This is a genomic window from Arcticibacter pallidicorallinus, assembly GCF_003002875.1.
In the GTDB taxonomy this organism is placed as follows: Bacteria; Bacteroidota; Bacteroidia; order Sphingobacteriales; family Sphingobacteriaceae; genus Arcticibacter; species Arcticibacter pallidicorallinus.
In genome coordinates this window covers 450,544-472,402 of record NZ_PVTH01000001.1, presented here as the reverse complement: position 1 = coordinate 472,402, position 21,859 = coordinate 450,544, and the positions used below count along the sequence as shown (strand labels likewise).

The following is a 21,859-nucleotide window of genomic DNA, read 5'->3' as shown; positions in this document are numbered from 1 at the left end:
CCTTTAATAATTAAAACCCAATGTTTAGACCTAATACAAATGTTCTTGGTCTTGGATACAACTGGTAGTCAATACCATTTTGTACCTCCGGATCGATTCCCTTATAATTTGTTACCGTAAATACGTTCTGGACGTTAGCTGAAATAGTCAGGTTGCCGGTTGTGCGGTTACTTAGAATGTTGCCCGCATTATAGCTCAGTCCAACGTTATCCATCTTCAGGAATGAAGCATCCTTCACGAAGTAATCACTCTGGTATTGAGCGGTTGTGAAGCCTGAGTTATAAAAGTCTCTGGTAACATTGTTTAAAATACCAGCTCCTGCATTTAATAAGGCAGACCGCGTAGAGAAGTTGGATGATACGTTGTCGTATAGGTAATTACCAATACTGGCACGCATAACGGTGTTCAATGTCCACTGCTTGTAATTTACTCCTGTAGAGAAGCCAAGGATAACCTTCGGCGCAGGAGATTTGTAGAAATATCTGTCCCTCTCTGTGATCGCTCCATCCCCGTCCAGGTCAGCATATACCCCTTGCAGTGGTTTCCCTTCCGCATCGTAAACCTGCTTGTACACGTTAAATGAATAAGGCGTACGGTTTAAAGTATGTGCCTGAACGAAATTTCCGGTAGATCCCTTGATACCACCCGTAAGCACTCTGTAGCTAGGGTCAAATGATGCAGTAAGATTCGTAACCTTCAATTTGTTATAAGTCACGTTGAATCCGAGATCCCATGAGAAATCTTCTTTTAGTATAGGCTTGCCGTTCAGGGAGAACTCAAAACCGGTTGCTTCCATGTTACCCACATTGGTTAGCAGCTGATTGCTGAAGTTTGAACCAATAGGAATAGGAATAACGCTTAACAGATCTTTCGTTTTCTTTTTGTAGATATCGATGCTTCCGTTGACACGACCGTTCAAAAACCCGTAGTCTAAACCTGCGTTATATGTTTCAGTCGTTTCCCATTTTACGTTCTCGTCGTATGCTACCGGAGCGTTCATGTAATAGAACTGACCGCCTAATTCATACATCGATTCATTGCTGCTCGTTGCATAGTTCGCCAGATAAGAGTAATTTGCAATACCCTCTTGCTGTCCGGTTATACCATAGCTCAGTCTCAATTTCAAATCGGATAGTGCAGGAACTGACTGTAAGAAGTTTTCTTCGTTAATTCTCCATGTAAACGCGGCAGATGGGAATACACCCCAGCGGTTATCTTCGCTAAAGCGTGAAGAACCATCCGTACGCACGGTACCCGCCAGAATATACTTCTCATTGAACGTATAGATTACACGACCGTAATAAGACAATAATCTGTTTTCAGGCTGGTCAAAAGGGAAAACCGGCGTAGATGTTACGGTCTCACGGTCGCCCTCGTATGCGTTAAAATTGTATACCTTGGTTCTGTTGGCGTAGAAACCATATCCTGCAGTTGCATTAATATTACTTTTCAGAGAAGGGATATCCTTCGCATAGTTCAGATAGAACTCAATTACTTTATTAGAGATATCAGATTTATACTCCTTGAAATATCCGTTTGTGGATGCACTCTGCGCAGCAAAATCAGGAATATAGGTAGAACCTTTTCCTTGAGATACGTCATACCCCAGATTCAGGTTGGCGTGTAGCTCAGGAAGGAAGTGGAAAGAATAGTCAAACTGCAAATTACCGAAACTACGAGCTGTCTCGCCCCGGTCGTCCTTCAGTTCAATCAGCCCTACAGGGTTTCTTGGCGCATTAGGATTCGGAACTCCGGAAGTCTGTAACCACTCAAAGTAATTGCCGTACTCGTTTTCAGTACGCACAGGCTGCGTCGGATCAAATTGAATAGCATTTGCTATCCCGTCCTGAAAAGCAAAGCGCGACTTAGTCATTGATCCTTTCAGATTCAAGTCGATCTTCAGATGATCGTCAAACAACTTAGGTGTTACGCTAACCGCACCTGAGGTACGTTTCAGATTGTCGGTGATCAGCGTTCCATCCTGATTCAGGTATCCGAGAGACACGCGATAAGGCATTTTCTTATACGCACCAGCTATGCTGAGGTTGTTGTCAGAAGTGAAAGCTTTCTGATATACTTCATCCTGCCAGTTCGTATTAGCTGCTCCTAACATCCCAATCTGCGCTGCTGATCCGTTCGCATTAACGAAATCACGGATTTCATCAGCAGAAAGAACATCCAGTTTCCTGGCAACCGTTGCCACGGAGTTCTGAGTACTGAAGCTCACCGATGGTTTTCCACTCTTTCCTTTTTTAGTCGTAATCAATACAACTCCATTAGAAGCTCTCGATCCGTAAATAGCGGTTGCGTTTGCATCCTTCAATATAGTGAAGGTTTCAATATCATTGGGGTTGATCAAGGAAAGCGGATTACCTACACCGGGCAAAGTATTATTGCCGTCTTTATCTTTAAAGCTAGACAAAGGCACACCATCCACTACGATCAGCGGATCATTACTGGCGTTAAGAGAAGCTCCTCCACGGATCCGGATCGTGCTTCCGCCACCTGGCTGACCGCCATTAGTGGTAACCTGCACACCGGCTATCTTACCTACGATCAGCTGATCGGGCGATGTAATGGTCCCTTTTTGGAAATCTTTGGAGCTTACCGTTGATATCGAACCGGTAACATCCTTTTTTTCCTGGGTACCGTACCCGATTACTACCACTTCGTTTAGGTTCTGCGCTGAAGGCACGAGCTTAAGCGACACTTGTGTTGCTCCATTGACGGTGACCTGCCTGTTGAGGACTTCATAGCCAATAAAGGTAACCGATACAGCATGCTCCCCCATAGGAAGGTTAGGCAGATTAAAGCGCCCGTTGCCGTCTGTAGACGTGCCCCTGCTAAGGCTTTTAATGTTGACGGATGCCCCTGGCAGGGGCTGGTTAAGTTCATCCAGCACCACTCCGCTTATACTACCTGTCTGGGCATAGCTCAAGCCGGATAGCGCAACGAAGAATAGCAACAGAAGGATTCTCTCCATGTAACGTTTTTTCATTTGAGGGTTATTTAAGTTTCAATTTTGGGTTAGCAAAACCAGCGTTTTGATGGGTTAAAGATAGTCGGGAACGTTCCCGAGCAAAAGCTTTCCCGGGAAAAGTTATTAACATTCCAATCCTCTGGAAAGACCTATAGTCACGGGCTTTGAAAAAGGAGCTAAAAACAATGTACTGCTCTAAAAATCAGATAGTTAATAGACTTTAAGACGTTAAAGTATCTAAATATTCAATAATTCTACGGGTACCCATTCTATGGGAACGTTCCCGAATGTGGAAAACTTTTAACCATTTCGGCACGAAATCGGACGTCTAAAACGCCAAAAAGCGTGGTGCAACGCCTAAAAATTTGCTGTTAGAGACTGGAATTTCGGATAATAAGTTCAGAGGCCAGCACTACATTTTCGTGCTCGTCGGGATTGGCATCCTCCAGGCGACGAAAAAGGATTCGGGCTGCCTCTCCCCCCATATCGAAAGCTGGCTGAGTAATGGTAGATAGTGAGGGATTTAAGAGGGGTGCGATCTCCAGACTGGAGAAACAGATAATTTTTAGATCCTGACCGATCCGTATACCCAGATCGTGACAAACATAATAGCTGGCGAGCGCCAGGCGTTCCACAGAAGCAAAGACTCCATCGGGTTTAACTGTTTGAAACACCTGCCCCAGCAGCTCCATATTACTCGACATATCGTTACTGCAATCAATAACCAGATCTTCGGAAAACTTGATTCCCGAGGATTCGAGCGCATCACAGTAACCCTGCATCCTCATTTTTCCGATGGATAGATTTTTATTCACTACCAGATAGACAATCTTTTTACAACCTTTCTCTAAAAGGTGTTTGGTAGCTGTAAAGCTGCTTTCATAATCATTTGTCAGCACTTTTGATGCGACGACGTCATCATACACACGGTCAAAGAAAACCAGTGGAATACTCTTCTTCCTTATTTTATGCATGTAACTGTGGTCTTTTGCCTCACCCGTAACAGACATAATAATGCCATCAACCCTGCCATTATGAAGTTCAGAAAGGAATTCGACTTCCTTGTCAAAATCGTCATTAGTCAGATATATCAATACATGGTATCCCTTGTCTCTGGCCATCCTCTCAATCCCGTTAATAGCTCTGGAAAAGAAATTATTGGCGATCTCCGGGACAACGACCGCAATGGTCTTGCTTTTATTCTCTCTTAGATTACTTGCGAGATGATTGGGCTGATAGTTCAATTCCCGCGCCATAGCCAAAATCCTTTCTTTCGTTTCCTTATTGATGTCGTTATGACCCCGGAAAGCACGAGAGACGGTAGAAGTCGATAGATTTAGCTTTTCTGCTAGTTGTTTAATATTGATTGAATCCATTCAACAGCACTTATTAGATATGTTTGCCGCGAAAACAAGGCACTCAAATATACTGGCTTTTTAATGTAACTTTTCCGCTAATCGCACTTTAAATGATCTTTAGGGTTAGTGAATCCCACTAAAGGCTTTTGATCTTTTCAAAGATATGCGGGATCTTCCTCTCGTCTTTCTCATAAAGCTCAAGGCGCCTGTACTTATTATACACATAAACGGATGGGTATTGCTGAGGCTGAAACTTTGGTAGAAACTCTTTATTCAGATCAATAAGTATCGTGACGTTTGGTTTATTAAGGAGCTGAGGACCGTGCTTTTTGACGAAATCAAGTGCTTCTTTTCTGCCATCAAGAGTCACCAGGTAGACTGAGGCTTTCCGGAGATCAGGATACCGGTCTCCAAGTGTCTTCATTGTAGACTTGCAGTGTGTACAGGTTACATCAAAGAAACTAAATACCGAGGGGCGGCCCTTTGGTATTTGGCTCGAAGCGAAGGGATTACCGTCGACAGTGAAAAATGTAAAATTTGGAATCTCCCTGGCAGGGGTTTGTGCATTTGCAGGCACTGCAAAAAACAGAAGCAGAGTACTGACTATAATGAGGGGTAATTTCATACTATCTGATTGTCGTGTTCGATAAATAAAAGAAAATTACCCCTCATTGCCAAGTTAAACTGATATTCACCACGGTTGACGCTCCCCGGCTAAGAGAATTAATCTCGCAAGGAAGCACTAATTATTAACTCCGCGAATTAAAACCATATAAGCGGATGTCTGACCGGAAGGTTCCGGATCACCTCTTCTGTTTTCGGATGATGATCGAATCGTTGCCAGGTATCAAAGTATCGCTTGTTCCCGAATGCCTTTGCTGCGAATAAAAGAGAGGGATGCGCTACAGGCCACTGATCCCAATACATGACATCTTTCTGGAAAGGCCACTTCGCCTTATCTTCGATAAAAGGATGCAAGAAACTCACTCCTTTGCTCATGGATCTTCCGTCAGAAAGTTTGAAGCTCCATAGATCGTGCTCATCGTTGGAAAGAATCTGACAGATCATACTCATCGCGTCTAGGTTGAAAAGAGAGTATCCATATGGTTTGGTCCGCTTCAATTCGCGCGGAAAACCTCCGTCCGCTGCCATTTGCATGGGTAGAAGTACCTCCTTGAATCGCTGGCGACAAAAGTCGAGCATTTCCAGGTCGCCCGTCAGTTTAGCGAATGAAGCAACCTGCATCACCCAACAGGTTCCATGATTATTTTCCGCGTTCATCTCGTCTTTTCCATATGGGTGACTTGTCAGCCATTTGATGTAACTGGCAAACCAGCTTTTCACCGGGTCTAACACTAAGGGATTCATATTTTTTGAACCCTGCATCACCAAAACACCTTGTGCAACTTCCATTAGTTGAATCGTATCAATGATGCCGATCCCTCTTCCGGTAAACCTTCCTTTAATAGCTTGCGCATATAACAGATGTGGATTCATGAGCGTCTCCGGATCTACAAACCAGGCCTTAAGGTGTATAATCGCATGCTTCACGTATCGTTCGTCTCCGGTAATCTTATATGCTGAAGCCAGGGCTCCGATGATCTGACTAAAGCGGATCATGACCTTTCGGTGTGCGGTGAAATTCTGAGGGTTTGTCAATCCATCCCTTTGTACATAGGGGCCAGCCAAGTTGGTGCTATCAGGCCACCAGTAATCGCCTTCTGAGTAGAAATCATGCTTACCTCCGGCACTTCTTTCCGACTGCTCCGCCGTAATTGTAACAGGTTGCTGCTGCAACGCCCACAATGCCTCCTCTATGATCTGCCTGCGTAAAACCTTTACGGCATTCTTTTCTATATCAGCACCAAACACATAGGCTGTACAGCCCGTTAGCATCGCCAAACAAAATAGGTATCTCCTTAACATCATCATGTCACCTCGCTTTTTTACTTCGTAATAATGCCTCCACGTAATAGTAGTCAGCGTAGTTGATAGGAACATCTATCTCGCTTTTGGCTGGTCTGTGACCCGTGCTGTGCTGTAAAATAAAACCCGCATTTCCCTTCAGCGGGGATTTATACCCTCTACTCAAGCTTCCCAGTATAGCATCCGCCTTTTTAACATAATCTTTCGACTTCGTATACCCAGCTAGCTCATAAAGAGCCGAGGCGGTTATAGCGGCAGCAGACGCATCCCGGCTGGTATTGGGAATTGAAGGGTCATTAAAGTCCCAGTACGGTATGAGATCCTTCGGCAGATTGGGGTGACTAAAGATGAACTTTGCGATGTTCTTTGCCTGCTCGAGATATCGTGGGTCTTTCGTTTCACGGTAGCAGATGATATAACCATAAAGGCCCCATGCTTGTCCCCTTGCCCAGGCAGATTCATCTGAGTATCCCTGGTGAGTGACTCTGGATCGCACGCTGCCGTCTTCCGGACTGTAGTCAACAACATGGAATGAGCTGTAATCCGGGCGGAAGTGGTTTCTTAGCGTATTATCAGCATGGGTTACAGCAATTTTATAGAAGGAAGAATCTCCCGAAAAGCGTGTTGCTTCAAAAAGCAGCTCGAGGTTCATCATGTTGTCAATGATGACCGGATATTCCCACTTATCCCGATTATGATCCCATGAACGGATCACTCCTGTTTTGGGATTAAAGCGGGTAGACAATGATTTGGCTGCCTGCACGATAACATCTTTATATGCCTTGTCTCCAGTAAGCCTGTAACCATTTCCGAAGCTGCAATAGATCATAAAGCCCAGATCATGCGTTCCCGTATTGTATTGCTCTTTCTCTAATTTGGCTGTGAAGGATTTAGCTTCCGCCAGCCATTTTGGATCTTTAGTATAGTCATATAGGTACCACAGAACTCCAGGAAAGAATCCGCTCGTCCAGTCTCTTGAAACGACCATCTTAAGCTTTCCATTTTCGATAGTCCTCGGCGACACCTTCTCCGGACTGCCGGTTATCCCTCGTATCTCCAGCAACATCTGGTCGGTTTGCGTTTGAGCAAACTTAATCTCGTTACCCACATTTGGTTTTTTCTGTGCCATAGAAGGCAGGGCCTGAGCGAAAAGAAATAGTAATCCTAAAAAATAGCGCATAATACGTATAGCTTATAAGTTGATAAAAACTGTTTTAACTCCCGGGCAGCTTACCCCCACCACACTGTTTCCTCTACGTTCCTCCACTCGGATGATGGCCCGGCCATTGTATAATTGAACTTTTCTTGATCCTGTTGATGTACCCTGGTCGTCGATCAGCTTTCCATCACCCGAAAGAGAAAAGCTTATCAGGTCTGATGCATCCAGACATTGCACTCCCTTCTCATCATATAATTTTGCTTCCAATACCGCTATACCGTTCTCCGAACTAACTTTCGAGAGTTCCAGTTTAGCGGCCTTTCCCCATGGCCTCGTTTCATAATCGAAATGAACCGTATCTCTGAGCATCGTTTTTCCCTTCCAAGCCCTTACTTCAAGCATGTTCTTTCCCGACTCAAAGACCAGATTCCATCGCAGTCCAGCTGCCGGAAAATCAGCACTGTTCCGTTTCTTAACACCATAGCTTCTCCCATTCAAAAAGATCTCCGCACGATCACAGTTTGAAAACACCTTAACCATCTTTTCTTCGCCGAGTTTACCCCATCTCACAGGCCATGAATGGCCATAAATATGGACCATAGGTTCTTTGGCCCAGTAGGATTGAAAAACATAATAAGATTCTTTCTTCGTAAAATCACGTTCTACGACCCCCTTTTGGTTCATGTAAGGCACCGGATTTTCAGGTCTTACCGGTGTGGAAAAATCCTTGAACGGCCAGTACGCCGTGCCACTCAACCAGGACATGGTTTCCTGCTCCTTCAAATGCCAGTCGATGAGGTTACAGATATACGATTCGCTCCAATCGCCATCCTTAGACACCCGCGCAGAGCCTCCATATAGTGATGCGTCGCCAGACCTCTCATCTGCTCCCTGACTTTTTTCAATTTTCTGAAGCGCGTTGTCCGGGTCCTCCGAATGTCTTCTTGCATGGCTATCTCCACCCCATTCGACATGCAGGAAATGCTTTACTCGCTTGTTTTCCTCTTCAGAGACCCTTTTATAGTCGGTATAGACACCCCGATACCATCCGGCCCAGATGGACGGTGAATAAACGTCTACGATGTCCCTGCAAAAATCACATCTTCTTATTGCTGTTTTCCTTGAGGGATCGAGGGTATGTGATAAAGTATTTAGTTCGGTCATAAAAGCCCGGATTTTATCCTGATCAAACTCCGAAAAGTCACCTGGCCAGTCATTCTCGTTGCCTAAACCCCAGATGATCACAGAAGGATGGTTGTAGTGCTGCTCAATCATGTTGGTTAGCATTCTCCGCGCCTGTTCTTTATATACGTCACCTCCTAATCCACCTCTGCACCATGGAATTTCTTCCCATACCAGGATTCCCAGACTATCGCATAAATCGAGCACGATGCGCGACTGCTGATAATGGCCCAGCCGAATGAAATTAACCCCCATATCCTTCATCATGACCATTTCCTGGCGGATCTGACCTTCAGACATTGCTGCTGCCACTCCCGCATGATCCTCATGACGGTGTGTACCACGCAGCAGAAGGCGTTTGCCGTTCAAAACAAATGGACCGTTTTCCAAAAATTCAAAATGGCGAAAACCAATCTTCTCCTTATGGATATATTCTTCCTCACCATGTACAGCAGCTTCAACAGTATACTGCGCAGGCTGATCTGGCGACCAGCGCTTAGGAGATCTTATCTTGAATTCAGCTAAGAATTTATCTTCATCTATATTCCCGACATCAACACGAAGAGTCTGCAATATTTTATTCTCCGGGTCTCTTAGATGAAGCGTTATAGACGCCTTACCAACCTTACCCGGATCGTAAAACCTTCCCTTCACCACCACACGCCCTGCTTTTCCATCTTTATCAGTTTCTGCCTTCACAAATAGCTTTTCCAGACTAAGTTGGGGAACATATACCAGGTTCAAGTAGCGATATATTCCACCATAAACGTTAAAATCACTTAAGTCTGAAGGGATCATCTGCAGATCCCTTGAATTATCACAGCGGATAGAGATTGGAATTAAGCCTTTAAACTGAGAAGTATAAAGTGCTGTCTTTTTAAACGCTTCAACAGCATCGGTAATATCGAGTGTCCATTCGTCATACCCCCCGGTGTGAGAACCAACTTTGGTGGTATGCACGTAGACATCAGTCTTTTGTCCCGCACCCTCGAAATGTAGCAATATTCTTCCCTTGCTGTAAGGATTCTCAAGTTTAAGCTGGGTACGGTACCATCCGGGCCCTTGGTAATAATTCACATCCGGGTTTACTGCGTCCTGCGCATTGAAGCAATGGGGTAAAGTCACTTCCTCCCAGATCGGAACGCTTTCTGAGCTTCCTTTCGCTGCAACGCGTACAGCCTCCCAGATACCACCCAGATCATGCTTTACAAACTCCCAGCCCGTGTTTATTCTCGACCTCTGCTGAGCGAACGATTGACTGCATAGTAGAGACACCAGCAGCACAATAATGTACTTCTTCATATTTCCGTACTTAGATAAATTACTTTTGTCTCGAAATAAATCCGGACGTTTAATATTTCCTCATTACTTGTATAGCATTCAGTATGGGATCGCCCTGCTTGGGATGAAAGCCAATCTCGATTCCCTTGCCGCCATTTACCTCAACGCTGATCTTTTCGGAATGCGCGGTCAGCGCCCCATAGCGTTTTGCGACGTTCATGTCCCGATATACCGTCAGGCCATTGATCGAAATATCAAATACGCGTTCCTGCGCTGCTTGTTGCTTTTCTGCCTGCCCAAGATTATAAACCAAGGCTTCCTTTTTCTCGTCGCTGGTCAATTCTGCAAAGTGCAAGATCAATTCATAGTGTCCGTCCTGAACATCCATTTTATACTGACTAATCCCGACTTGTTGAGTCTGATAGATGGGATCGTCTTCTGTTTTCCGTATGTTCCGGTCTGTACCATACCCCTGTCTGGCTTTCGAAGGCAGTTCAAAAGGCTTGCCGCCGATGTGCCCCCAACTACCCGACTGATAAGGCTGGTCTGGAAGCCATATCAGCCCACTCTGCGTTTCACTGTAAATCCGTTTCGCCCCAAGGAGGATATTGATCTGCTCAAATAGCATGTCACCCTTTAACTTGCGGGGTATTAGCTGAAACTCCACATTCCTGACATCACGGTATTCTTGGCCCCCACTGCTCATAACTGCTTCAATTCTATTCGTTCCCGAAACAAATGGCACTTGCCAGCTGAAACGTTTGTCAGACTGCTGCTTCTGCCCTAATGATTTGCCGTTTAAAAAGAGCTCAACCGATTCTCCATTTGAAAAGACGTCCATAGACTGCGTAGAGAATACCTGTCCCGAATCAACACAACCTGCCCGTCTATCCCAGTCAGAAATCTGAATAAAAGGAGCAGACAAGAGCTTCGACTGGTAAAAACGGTAGATATCTTTAGGCTTCCTGTCGATCGTCAGCAAACCTTTATTGTTGATATGCGGCATTGTCTCCTCCCTGGTCTCCGAATTAAAGTCCGCGAGGTTCCATGCCATACCAGCCGCAATGAAGGGCCTGTCCATAATCGCCTTCAGGTAGATCTCATGGTAATCCAAAGAATACTCCATGCTCTTGTCGAATCGTTCAGCGCTAAGGGAGCGAATGCGCGGATCCGCATCTGCCCCATATTCTGTAACGACTACAGGTTTATCGGGATATTCCTGATGAAACCGATCCATAAAGCCGGCAAACCCTGCGATATTACCCGAGTACCAACCCTGATACAAATTCCAGCCGGTTATCATGGGTATATCCAGCAATCCAGCATCTTTGTATCTGGTATAGTCACCATGGTGAGCAAGCATGGTGTATCTTGACGGATCCTCCTTACTGGTTAATTCTTCAAGTTCTCGAGCCAGCTTCGCCACATTGCTTATATAGATTTTCTGCCGCTCAGGTTGCCCCACGAACTTCATCCTCAACAAGACTTCATTCATATATGCCCAGATGATCACACTTGGATGATTGAAGTTCTGCCTGATCATCTCGACCTGCATGGATCTGCAGTTCTGGTAGAATTCTTCTGTTTCGGTGATGGCATTCACAACAGGAATCTCCACAGAGGCGAGTAAACCCAATCTGTCACAGGCTTCGAGCACTGCAGGATCCTGCGGATAATGAGCAACCCGCAAAAAATTACCGCCCATCGCCTTTAATAATTTCAAGTCTTGTATAGCGTAGCTATCAGGCAAAGCATTACCTAAACCTTTGAAATCCTGATGTCTGCTGGCACCTATCAATTTATAGGGCTTGCCGTTTAGGTGAAAGCCTGTCTTCGCATCAAATCTGAACCACCTGAAGCCTACCGGACTGGATATCTCGTCGAGCACAGTATTTGACCGAGCGTCAAGAACCTGAACCAGGACATGATACAGATTCGGACTTTCAGGACTCCATAGTTTAGGCTTCTGAACGTTTGGCATATTCAGAACGAGAGGCGTTTGACTTCCTTTCCTTAAGTTAGCCAACGAAGTTCTCTCTCCAATTACTTTACCATCCGGGTTTCTTAAGGTAGTTTTCAGACGTACACGCTGATCTTTCTCAGATGTGTTTTCTAAAAACCCACTGATATGAAGGCTAGCCTCCTCTTCGGAAACCCGCGGAGTGGTTACATAGATCCCTTTTGCCGCATGGTCCAGGCTGAAATGTACTCTGTCTGTCGCTATCAGAAACACATCCCGATAAATACCGCCAAAGAAGGTAAAGTCAGCCGATAAAGGAGGAATATTTTCATTATGCCGGTTATCCACATAGACAACGATCTCATTGCGGGCGCCTTCTTCAAAGTTCAGAAACTGATCCACCCGAACAATGAACCCGGTGTACCCGCCGGTATGAGATCCAACTTTTTTGCCGTTTACCAACAGATCAGCAACCTGGTTTGCCCCTTCAAAATAAATGAAGAGGTTCTTGCCTTTCCATCTGCTATCAATTTGCAGTTCTTTCCTGTAGCTACATACCGCCCGGTGATAGCCAGGCTTATCATCCATTACATCCTGAGCATTCCAGGTATGAGGAAGATTGACAGCCTCCCATTCCAGGGAATCTGATGCAATAGTTCTACTGAATTGCCAGCCATGATTCAGACTGGTTTTTACCCTCCCCACCTGTCCGACCGAATCGAACGATTGGAAGACCATCATCAGGATCAGCATACAAACCGAGTGTCCGAAATGGCTGCTCTTAACTTTTTTGTAGTTCACTTTCATATCTTCTTAATAGTAACCTGCAGCTAACTGCCGTTTTGCTTTCTGACTTTGTACAAAAGTATCTGCCAATCGAAGTAAGGTCCATTCTCTGCTTTCGCACTGTCGATCACATCAAGATAAGACGAATCAAAGTAGACTGCAGGACTTAGTGCCGGGATCCCCCTGGCCGGTACAAAATCATTGATCTGAAAGCCTTTCTCGTTGTTCCTGGCGCGCTTCCTGTCAAACTCTACCTTACTATTTAAAAACTCCTTGTGAGTTTTAAGTCCTTTCATATAGGGCACAAGAAAGTCAACCCCTTTCTTTATTGAGCCTCCCGAAGCTGATTCGAACCGGAAATAGTCTTTGCCAGTCGCCCTTTTAAGCACCGTGATTGCTTTCAGAAGAGGTTCAACACTGAAAATATGGTAGTTCAGCGCATCCCTTTCATGGAAGTCATACGTCGAACCGTCGGCATTTAGATTATTGGCGATCTGCTTCTGCAGTTGCTCTTCTACATACTTGTCGTACTTCCCATCCTTCAATGTATAGTTGATCATGATCATCATCTTTACCCGATGGCTGTTCCAATTATTAACCGAAGTGCTTTTCCCGCTTTTCCCCGACACATGCTCGGCCTCTTTGTCGCGCATCGTCGATAGCCAGCCATCAATAACCTTTCGATCTCTGACCGGAACTGATGAACGAATCAGATCATATCCAAACACCAAATCTTCTAATTTCGTCTCGTTAATCGGGTTTCCGTCCGGATTATTACCTGTTGCCCAAGCCAGCAGAAACGAAATGCATTTATCCAGATAGCGCGGATCCTTACCAACGCCGGCTACGAGTGCCAGAGAGAAAATCTTGTCTACGTCATGCAGCGCCTGCAAGCTGGCCATCTTATTCGGATCTCCCATGAGCAAGCCTTGCGAAGTAATAAGCGCGATCGGTGCAGGCACATCACGGAGTGCCTCGGTCGCCCTTTTCTCTGTACGTTTGTAAAACGCAGCGGCCTGCTCATCGCTCTTCACAAGCTGTCTGAATGCATCCAGTTCAGACACATTCAAACTCACATACTGTGCGTGGACAGATATTACCGGCAAAAACATGCCTACTAACAGGATAATTCTTTTCACCATCATCAGTTTATCAATTGAAATTTCCTCTCCAGTGATATTTTGTCCGAACTCGTACCCAGCATCAGATTAAATTCTCCCGGCTCGGTAGTCCAGTTCATTTGCTGATCGTAAAAGGCCAGCTTATCTTTATTGATAACAAATTGTAACTTCTTGCTCTCTCCCGGTTGAAGCATGACCTTCTTAAAATCTTTAAGCTCTTTCAGAGGACGCGTTACGCTGGCAAACATATCCTGAAGATAGAGTTGTACCACTTCTTCGCCCGCGTACTTACCCGTGTTCCTGATGGTACAGCTTACCACGATGGAGTCTGAAGAGTGAATACTGTTCTTCGTCAGTTTCAGGTCTGACAGGGCAAACTGCGTGTAACTTAGTCCGTAACCGAAGGCGTAGCGAGGGGTATTGGGCAGATCGAGATAGATGGATCTATACCGGCGATCATTCTCATTTAAAGGGGGGCGTCCCGTGTTCTTATAGCTATAAAACAGAGGAATCTGTCCTTCTGACCTCGGAAAGGTCATCGGAAGTTTACCGGCCGGATTGTAATCTCCGAACAGAACGTTCGCCATGGCATGACCGGCCTCACTGCCTAACCACCAGGTGTACATAATCGCAGGTACATGCTCCGACGTCCAGTTAAATATCAGGGGGCGTCCGGCCATCACTAGCACCACAACCGGCTTTCCGGTGGCCTGAATCGCTTTGATCAACTCCTCCTGAACTCCGGGCAGACCTATATTCGCCCTGCTGTTTCCTTCGCCGCTCATGTCAAACGTCTCTCCTACAGCCATAATGACTACATCAGACCGCTTTGCCGTTTCTATAGCATCAGCGAAACCTGCACGGGAAGTGTCACTAATTGTACATCCCATCGCGTACTCTATCCTAGATCCTGCGCCAACCTTCTTTTGCAGACCCTCATAAAGAGATACCAGGTCATCGTCATCCCACTTTACCGACCAGAAGCCTTTCATATCCTCTTTTGACTTCCCAAGTGGACCTATTACAGCAATTTTCTTGGCATTTTTCGATAGGGGCAGAATTTGCCCTTCGTTCTTCAGGAGAACAATGCTTTTTTCAGCCATCTTTCTGGCCGCTTCTTTGTTCTTGGCTGAGTTTAAAGTTTTCTTCTCACGTGCCTCATTGCTGAATCGGTAAGGGTCATCGAACAGACCCATCTCAAATTTCTTGGTCAGAATCCGGCGAACGGCATCATCAATAAGACGCTCCTCTACCTCACCCTTTTTTACCAGATCGGCTAAATAAGGGAGATAGCTATGACTTTCCATATCCATATCACTACCAGCCTGAATAGCCAGGCGGGCAGCTTCCCGATTGTCTTTGGCATAGCCATGCGGAACCATCTCCTTGATAGATCCCCAATCGCTCACGATAAATCCCGGAAATTTCCACGAATCTTTCAGGATGTCGCGCTGCAAATAGCTGCTTCCCGTAGCCGGAATACCGTTCAAATCATTAAACGCATTCATAAATGTGGCTACGCCTGCATCCATAGCTGCCTTAAACGGGGGGAGATAAACTTCGTGTAACATCCGCTCACTCATATCTACCGAATTATAGTCCCTGCCGGCCAACGCCGCACCATAAGCTGCGAAGTGTTTAGCACAGGCCATGATTGCGTCTAACGTTCCCAATCCTTTCCCCTGAAATCCCTTTACCCTGGCACTTGAAATGATCGATCCAAGATAAGGGTCCTCTCCTGCGCCTTCCATTACCCTCCCCCAGCGCGGATCTCTGGAGATATCAATCATCGGTGCGAAAGTCCAGTGAATCCCTGATGCTGAGGCCTCTTCAGCGGCGATCCTCGCCGCTCCCTCAATCGCCGGAATATCCCAACTCGCAGCTTCAGCCAGCGGTATAGGAAAGGTCACCCTGTACCCGTGAACCACGTCAAGTCCAAATAACAGGGGAATTTTAAGACGCGACTGCATGGCCAAAGCCTGCACCTCACGCGTGTCCTTGGCTCCCCTAACGTTGAGCATGGACCCCACGCGTCCTGCCTTTATATCCTCATATTTTGTACTGTTCGCGGTAACAGGCCCTGTCGCGAGCCGCTCGCCCGTGTATTGATTTAACTGACCTACTTTTTCTTCGAGGGTCATTTTGGACATCAGCTCACTGACCTTGTCATCGATAGACTTTGGCGATGAAATCCGCGTCTGAGCACAAAGCTCAGAGCTACCTATAATTAACGAGAGAAGAACCGGAAAAAATAATTTAGACATAAACTTGAGGGTAATTTCTTATCCCATCGCCGGTGCGGGCAATGGGATAAGAATTAAATGATGTACTTTAACATTTGGTCTTTAGTATCTCCAGGGATATACCGTGGTAGAACAGACATGAACAGTCCCGTTTAAGGCAATGATCCCGGCTGTGGAAACAGCCGTCTGATCATTAACTTGCAAAGGTGAGTAATCACTGTTCAATATTTTCATGTTGATCTTGCCTTCCGGATCGAAACCGCTCCCCCCTGTGATATAGTTGTAGGTGAGGACTCTTCCACCACTCGGACTAACCACAGGACTCGTAGAAGTCACTGCATAGCCCAGCTTGCTCTCTTTTGTAGCAACAGCGCCTGCAGGCAACAAGGTTTGGAAGGTTGTATTTTCCAACTTCGCATTTGAGAAGCCAAAGTCGCCTTGAAATATCAGATACAAGAAGTAGTTCCTGACTGTTTCCTTGCTATAGTCGCTCCATTTATTCGCGGGTCTGGTTACCGGGGTCACTCCATCCGTTGCAAAGCGTATGCTTCCATTGGGGTTCTTTTCAATAACCGGAAAGTCAAACCACATACCGGCAGTGATGACGCCGGTACTTGCGTTTCTGACGCGTATTGCATTATTGGCTAACAGAATGAATGACCTGCCGCTTTGCTCATATTCGTTCAGGTCCATCTCTGCATATTCCAGCCCCAATTGCATCCATTTGAAAATAGTGTCATTGGCGACAACGGGATTTTTGCCTCTCGCTTCCAGATACTGACGAGCTGTTTTATCAATATGCGGATCAAGAACAGATTTTTCGTAAGGATAATCCTCCTGAAGATCCAGCCCGAACATGGAGCAGCTGGAAAGCAGACTGCTCAGAACGAGTGCTGATAATAATTTATAAATTCCTTTCATCTGATTATTTTTAAGATGATGTACTTGCTTGATTAAGTTTCTCCTGCTTATACAACTACTGGCCTCCATAAGGCTCGTTCTGAACCAGCATACTGTTCGCATACATGACATTCGTACTGAATGGCCAGTAATATTTCCGCTTATCATCTCCCCATCCGGTAACGGCATTTCCAGCGGCTGTCTGACGTGCGATCAGGATAGGGTCCATGACCTCCTTGACTTTGTCAGTACGTACCAGATCAAACCATCTTACACCCTCACCTATAAGCTCGAACTGTCTTTCTTTTAATATCGCATTCTCGAGGTCATTCACGCTTGCGAACTGCGCAGCACTAACCGTCGGAACCCCCGCCCTGGCCTTGATCAGATTCAGGTACTTCACCGCATTCTCCCTATCACCGATCTTATTCAGCGCTTCAGCATACAGAAGATACATACCACTCAGGCGGTACAACGGGATATACACGTTCGTTTCCTGTGCTGCAGGTAAATTACTCGTATATAAAGCAGTTACAAATGAGTATCCGGCCGTTGCTGTTGCAGGAGTAAATGTCCCCGCATAGAACTTCCAAAAACTCCTGTCACGGATTGGCTGACTGGTCGCAGAAGTAATGTTATATGTCTGTCTTACGCGCAAATCGGTTGTCGCGGTAGTTGTGCCGTAGGTCGCAGTCGATACCTTAGGCCAGTCGGTCCACAACGGATCAGCCATACGTATCTGGGGCTCATTAGTGGTTCTCGATACACCAGCCATACAAGCGCATCCATTCGATACAAAGTCCCAGTGGATATTAAAGATACTTTCTACGCTTGAAGCCGGACTAACAAACTGCGTATTCCAGGTGGTTCCTGATTGCAGGTCTGCCACCGCACCACCTGCACCCGTTGCCTGGGCGCCAGAGGCATTGTATACTTTTCCCGTTGGTGACTTGGCAGCAAACAATCGTTTAAACCAAACAATAGCGTTTTCGTAATCATGCTTCCACATATAGATATCTGCCATAATCGCGCAGATAGCCCCTTCGCCCAGATACCAAACCGTCGGTGTCTGATTTTTAGCAGTCAGCTGATAAGCAAGCTCCAGATCCGCTATTGCCTGAGCAAGAATTTTCTCCTGAGGTTCCTTAGCTGCTTCGGCCTGATCGTTGATATTGGTATAGGGCTCGGTCCGGATAGGTGCATTTCCCCAAACCCGCGCAATCCAGAAATAGCAGAGCGCACGCATGGCATGTGCCTGAGCGGTATAACTTGCTTCCTGAGCAGGAGTTAAGGCTGTAGGCGATCCTGGAGCAGCAAAGTTCTTAATCTCCGGAAGCTTCTTGATCAGGAGATTAGCCCGTCCAATAGTACTGTATAAAAACGAGTAGTCGGCATAAGAATTATTGGCGGTTAGACCATTAAACTCGATCTCATTGGTGGCATTCACTGAATAAGAGAGTCGCCTTTCCCAATTGTCCGAACGTGCCTCTCCCCACCAGGTAATCCGGTTACTGTACTGCGTCTCTCCGATCATAGTCGACTGAAACTCGCCATACATCCCGGCCAATGCCGCTTCCGCGTCCAGCCTGCTTTTGAAAAAAGCTTCCAGCGTACCCTCAGAAACAGGTTTTTCATCAATCGACTTCGCACAGCTTACTAAAATCATCAGCAAGCCCAACATATAAATATGAAATTTCTTCTTCATGTTTCTTTCTTTAAAATCCCAGAGTTATACCAAAACCAAGCTCCCTGCGCTTCGGATATTTACCGTTGTCTTCGCCGGGCGTTAGTCCGGACGATGAAGTAAACTCAGGGTCATATCCTGTATAGTTGGTATAGGTAAGCAGGTTAACGCCATAGACGTAGGCTGAAATATTTCTGGCAAAAGCCTTTTTGGCCAGGTCGGGACTCAGGCGATACGTCAAACGGACATTAGACAACCTAACAAATGTTGCGTCTTCCAGAAAGTAACTGTTGCCGCCACCCCGCTGACTTCCCCTCGTGTCTTTGTCGGGGTAAAAAGGAAATGTAGAAACATCACCCTGTTTGGTCCAGGCACCATAAATCGCCTCAGGCAGTGAGGGATTACCGTTATTGGCGAAGTTGGTAAGATTCTGCTTGAATTGGTTATACACCTTCCCGCCGATCGTGGAGTTAACGATAAAAGATAAGGAAACCCGCTTATAAGAGAAGTTATTAACGAACCCCAGGTAAGCATCCGCTTGTGCATTTCCGATGACGTGACGGTCGTTATCATTGATCACACCATTATTGTCTATATCTTCCCATTCGGTATCACCTCCCAATAGAACATTGCCATTGTGGTCGCGCTTTTTAACGATCTCACCACTATAAACCTCTCCATTCAGTTCATAATGATCAGCAGAAGATGTACCGGTCCGACCAAGACCTCCCCCTACTGTAACACCCACAGGAGTTAACCTCTGCCCTTCAGGTGTGTATGCATTCGAAACGTCATACTGGTAGACACCCAGGTTGCGCCAGCCATAAAAATCCCCTATTCTGCTTCCTTCAGCGATCAGATAACGTGCGTTACCTCCGCTTACTCCTCCTGATCCTGTCGCAATAAACGACTCACCGTTATAAAGCTTGGTAATCTTTCCACGTTCGAACGTCAGGTTGGCATTTACCGTCCAGTTGAAGTTCTGTGAAACAACAGGGTTACCCGTCAATACTAATTCCAATCCTTTATTTTCGATATTTCCTACGTTTACCTTAATGGAGCTGTATCCGGTCTCCCTTGGCATCTGTCTGTCATACAGCAGATCCTCTGTAGTCCTTACATAGGCGTCTACTATGAAACCAAGTCTTCCCTTGAGGAAACTCAGGTCCAGCCCCAGGTTCTTGGTGACTGTGGATTCCCATTTGAGTGTGGAGTTACTGAAGCTTCCCGTCGGCGATATTCCGGATATGCTGTTATAGCTATTGCCGCCAATCTCCACCCGGCTGATAGACTCATAATCACCGATCGGGTCATTACCACCACTACCATAGCTAAATCTCAACTTACCATCGTCCAGAAGCTTCTTGGTCCATGAAAGGAATTTCTCATCGGTAAAACGCCAGCCTATAGATCCCGCAGGGAACCCTCCGGACCGATTATCTTTACCAAAGCGGGAAGACGCGTCATTTCTATAGACCCCTTGCAATAAATACTTCCCTTTGTAACTATAGCCAATTCGTCCGAAATAAGAAGCTGTGGAAACTGCGCCTGCGCCTACACGTTGTTGAGTGAGGTTGGTCATATTACTACCGGTTATGGTGGTCACATTTTCCAGAACGAAGTTGGTACCTGTTAGATAAACATTATCATAACGCATACGATCGCGAGTGATTCCGGCGGTAGCGGTAAACGTATGATGCTCATTAAGCGTTTTATTATAGTTCATATAGGCTTGTGCCTCGTAATAGAACTTCTTATTGAACTGATTTACCGCCGAATTCGTAGTTCCCGTCTGTGTGGCGATATATCTTGGTGTGAACTGTACCCGCTGTCCGTCATCCAGCTGCGCGTTTATTGCCGCCGTGAACTTAAGGTTATCCAAAATATCGTAATTGATCGTATTGACGAACTGAACCCTGTAATCTTCTCTGGTATTCGTTTCCTGCAGCGCATAGGCCACCGGATTTCGCTTATTGTTGATATAGCTCGTGAGACTGCCATCCGGGTAATAGATCAGATAGCTGGTGGGCCTGTCAAATACCGGACGAATGGAGTTATTTACATTCGCCATGTTTCCTGTCTGGCGGTAAACCGACAGGTTTGTCGAATACTTTAGCTTCTTTAAAGCCTGGTAGTCAACATTAACCCTTGACTGGATGCGTTTGCTGTTGCTATTCAGCGCTATTCCTTTATCGTCAAGATAATTCACACTCCCGGCGTATGTTAGATTTTTACCACCGCCGCTAACCGAGAACCTGACATCATGCTTCTGTCCCAGATTGCCAAGCAACAAATCCTGAAGGTCATTTGCTGAATTTAAACTCGGATTCAATGAATCTGTCAGTACGCCCAACTGACCCTGCAGTTGCCTGTAGTAGCGAATGTCCACCGGATTAGACTGCTGGATCTCATGTGCGATCTTACCCATGGTGTACACATACTGGACATCCAGTCGCGGCTTTCCTTCGACACCCCGCTTGGTGCTGATCAAAATTACGCCATTGGCTGCTCTGGACCCATAAATAGAGGCTGAAGCCGCGTCTTTCAATATCTCAAAACTCTGGATATCGCTTGGATTGATCGCGCTGATACTTTGTGTGATAACCCCGTCGACTACGTAGAGTGGACTTGTGCCATTACCTTCTGACGAGAAAGTAGAAGGACCGCGGATGGTAATGGAACCCTCTCCTCCTGGCTCACCGTTATCGTTCATAACCATTACACCCGCAGCCTGCCCTTGCAAGGCGTCGAATATATTCAAAGGCTGCCTGTCTTCAATCTGGGCGGCTGTAACAGTCGAGGTTGCACTTGTCAGATCCCTCTTCTTTACTGTCCCCCCATAGCCAGTTTGCACAACCACGACTTCATTTAACGTATTGATGTTCTCACTTAGTTTAACATCCACCTGCGAACGTCCTTTGAGCGGTTCCTCATGGGGGTTAAATCCGACATAAGAAAAGACTAGAATGGCATCTTTACCTGGTACCCTCAAACTAAATTTACCATTCACAGCGCTACTGACGCCTGTGGTGGTGCCTTTTACCCGGATACTTACGCCCGGCAAAGGCTCTCCTTTAATATCGGTCACTGTTCCCGTCACATTTACCTGAGCGAACGCCGGAGATACCAGCCAGATACTCATAAAGAGCAGGTACATAATTTTTCTTAAGTGAGGGAGGTACCCTTTCAAATACCGAACATCCCCTTCTTTGGAATGGTACAATTTATCCATATAACATAATTGGCTTTTGTTATTAAGGTGTCAGTCTTCGTCACACA

The 21,859-nt window shown here is 46.0% G+C and carries 12 protein-coding genes; all 12 read right to left on the bottom strand.

The window, feature by feature from the left end; genetic code table 11:
- Positions 1–10: 10 nt before the first annotated feature.
- Positions 11–2,998 (bottom strand): SusC/RagA family TonB-linked outer membrane protein, encoded by a 2,988-nt coding sequence (locus B0I27_RS01905; RefSeq protein WP_106290811.1) that lies wholly within the window; start codon positions 2,996–2,998, stop codon positions 11–13.
- A 353-nt stretch (positions 2,999–3,351) separates the two neighbouring features.
- Complete coding sequence (locus tag B0I27_RS01900; protein WP_106290809.1) at positions 3,352–4,356, bottom strand: LacI family DNA-binding transcriptional regulator; 1,005 nt, start codon at positions 4,354–4,356, stop codon at positions 3,352–3,354.
- A gap of 118 nt (positions 4,357–4,474) precedes the next feature.
- Positions 4,475–4,963 (bottom strand): peroxiredoxin family protein, encoded by a 489-nt coding sequence (locus tag B0I27_RS01895; RefSeq protein ID WP_106290807.1) that lies wholly within the window; start codon positions 4,961–4,963, stop codon positions 4,475–4,477.
- A gap of 137 nt (positions 4,964–5,100) precedes the next feature.
- Positions 5,101–6,234 (bottom strand): alginate lyase family protein, encoded by a 1,134-nt coding sequence (locus B0I27_RS01890; RefSeq protein ID WP_245925401.1) that lies wholly within the window; start codon positions 6,232–6,234, stop codon positions 5,101–5,103.
- A 37-nt stretch (positions 6,235–6,271) separates the two neighbouring features.
- On the bottom strand, positions 6,272–7,444 hold the full coding sequence (locus B0I27_RS01885; RefSeq protein ID WP_106290805.1) for a glycoside hydrolase family 88 protein: 1,173 nt from the start codon (positions 7,442–7,444) through the stop codon (positions 6,272–6,274).
- A gap of 12 nt (positions 7,445–7,456) precedes the next feature.
- Complete coding sequence (locus B0I27_RS01880) at positions 7,457–9,907, bottom strand: glycoside hydrolase family 2 TIM barrel-domain containing protein (protein WP_106290803.1); 2,451 nt, start codon at positions 9,905–9,907, stop codon at positions 7,457–7,459.
- Positions 9,908–9,956: 49 nt separating this feature from the next.
- A complete protein-coding gene (locus B0I27_RS01875) occupies positions 9,957–12,653 on the bottom strand; it encodes a glycoside hydrolase family 2 TIM barrel-domain containing protein (RefSeq protein WP_106290801.1) in 2,697 nt (898 codons plus the stop codon).
- A 23-nt stretch (positions 12,654–12,676) separates the two neighbouring features.
- Entirely contained in the window at positions 12,677–13,777 is a 1,101-nt protein-coding gene (locus tag B0I27_RS01870) for an alginate lyase family protein (protein WP_106290799.1), read from the bottom strand.
- Positions 13,777–16,017 (bottom strand): glycoside hydrolase family 3 N-terminal domain-containing protein, encoded by a 2,241-nt coding sequence (locus tag B0I27_RS01865; protein ID WP_106290796.1) that lies wholly within the window; start codon positions 16,015–16,017, stop codon positions 13,777–13,779. The genes B0I27_RS01870 and B0I27_RS01865 overlap by 1 nt, the downstream gene beginning before the upstream one ends.
- 81 nt (positions 16,018–16,098) lie before the next feature.
- A complete protein-coding gene (locus B0I27_RS01860; RefSeq protein ID WP_106290794.1) occupies positions 16,099–16,917 on the bottom strand; it encodes a hypothetical protein in 819 nt (272 codons plus the stop codon).
- 55 nt (positions 16,918–16,972) lie between these two features.
- On the bottom strand, positions 16,973–18,601 hold the full coding sequence (locus B0I27_RS01855; protein ID WP_106290792.1) for a RagB/SusD family nutrient uptake outer membrane protein: 1,629 nt from the start codon (positions 18,599–18,601) through the stop codon (positions 16,973–16,975).
- 10 nt (positions 18,602–18,611) lie between these two features.
- Positions 18,612–21,812: a SusC/RagA family TonB-linked outer membrane protein gene (locus B0I27_RS01850; protein WP_106290790.1), complete on the bottom strand. Its 3,201-nt coding sequence runs from the start codon at positions 21,810–21,812 to the stop codon at positions 18,612–18,614.
- Positions 21,813–21,859 lie beyond the last annotated feature (47 nt).

Bases quoted from the DNA above. Each gene is read 5' to 3' on its own strand.
- B0I27_RS01905 (WP_106290811.1), bottom strand. From the start codon at position 2,998: ATGAAAAAACGTTACATGGAGAGAATCCTTCTGTTGCTATTCTTCGTT.
- B0I27_RS01900 (WP_106290809.1), bottom strand. From the start codon at position 4,356: ATGGATTCAATCAATATTAAACAACTAGCAGAAAAGCTAAATCTATCG.
- B0I27_RS01895 (WP_106290807.1), bottom strand. From the start codon at position 4,963: ATGAAATTACCCCTCATTATAGTCAGTACTCTGCTTCTGTTTTTTGCA.
- B0I27_RS01890 (WP_245925401.1), bottom strand. From the start codon at position 6,234: ATGCTAACGGGCTGTACAGCCTATGTGTTTGGTGCTGATATAGAAAAG.
- B0I27_RS01885 (WP_106290805.1), bottom strand. From the start codon at position 7,444: ATGCGCTATTTTTTAGGATTACTATTTCTTTTCGCTCAGGCCCTGCCT.
- B0I27_RS01880 (WP_106290803.1), bottom strand. From the start codon at position 9,907: ATGAAGAAGTACATTATTGTGCTGCTGGTGTCTCTACTATGCAGTCAA.
- B0I27_RS01875 (WP_106290801.1), bottom strand. From the start codon at position 12,653: ATGAAAGTGAACTACAAAAAAGTTAAGAGCAGCCATTTCGGACACTCG.
- B0I27_RS01870 (WP_106290799.1), bottom strand. From the start codon at position 13,777: ATGATGGTGAAAAGAATTATCCTGTTAGTAGGCATGTTTTTGCCGGTA.
- B0I27_RS01865 (WP_106290796.1), bottom strand. From the start codon at position 16,017: ATGTCTAAATTATTTTTTCCGGTTCTTCTCTCGTTAATTATAGGTAGC.
- B0I27_RS01860 (WP_106290794.1), bottom strand. From the start codon at position 16,917: ATGAAAGGAATTTATAAATTATTATCAGCACTCGTTCTGAGCAGTCTG.
- B0I27_RS01855 (WP_106290792.1), bottom strand. From the start codon at position 18,601: ATGAAGAAGAAATTTCATATTTATATGTTGGGCTTGCTGATGATTTTA.
- B0I27_RS01850 (WP_106290790.1), bottom strand. From the start codon at position 21,812: ATGGATAAATTGTACCATTCCAAAGAAGGGGATGTTCGGTATTTGAAA.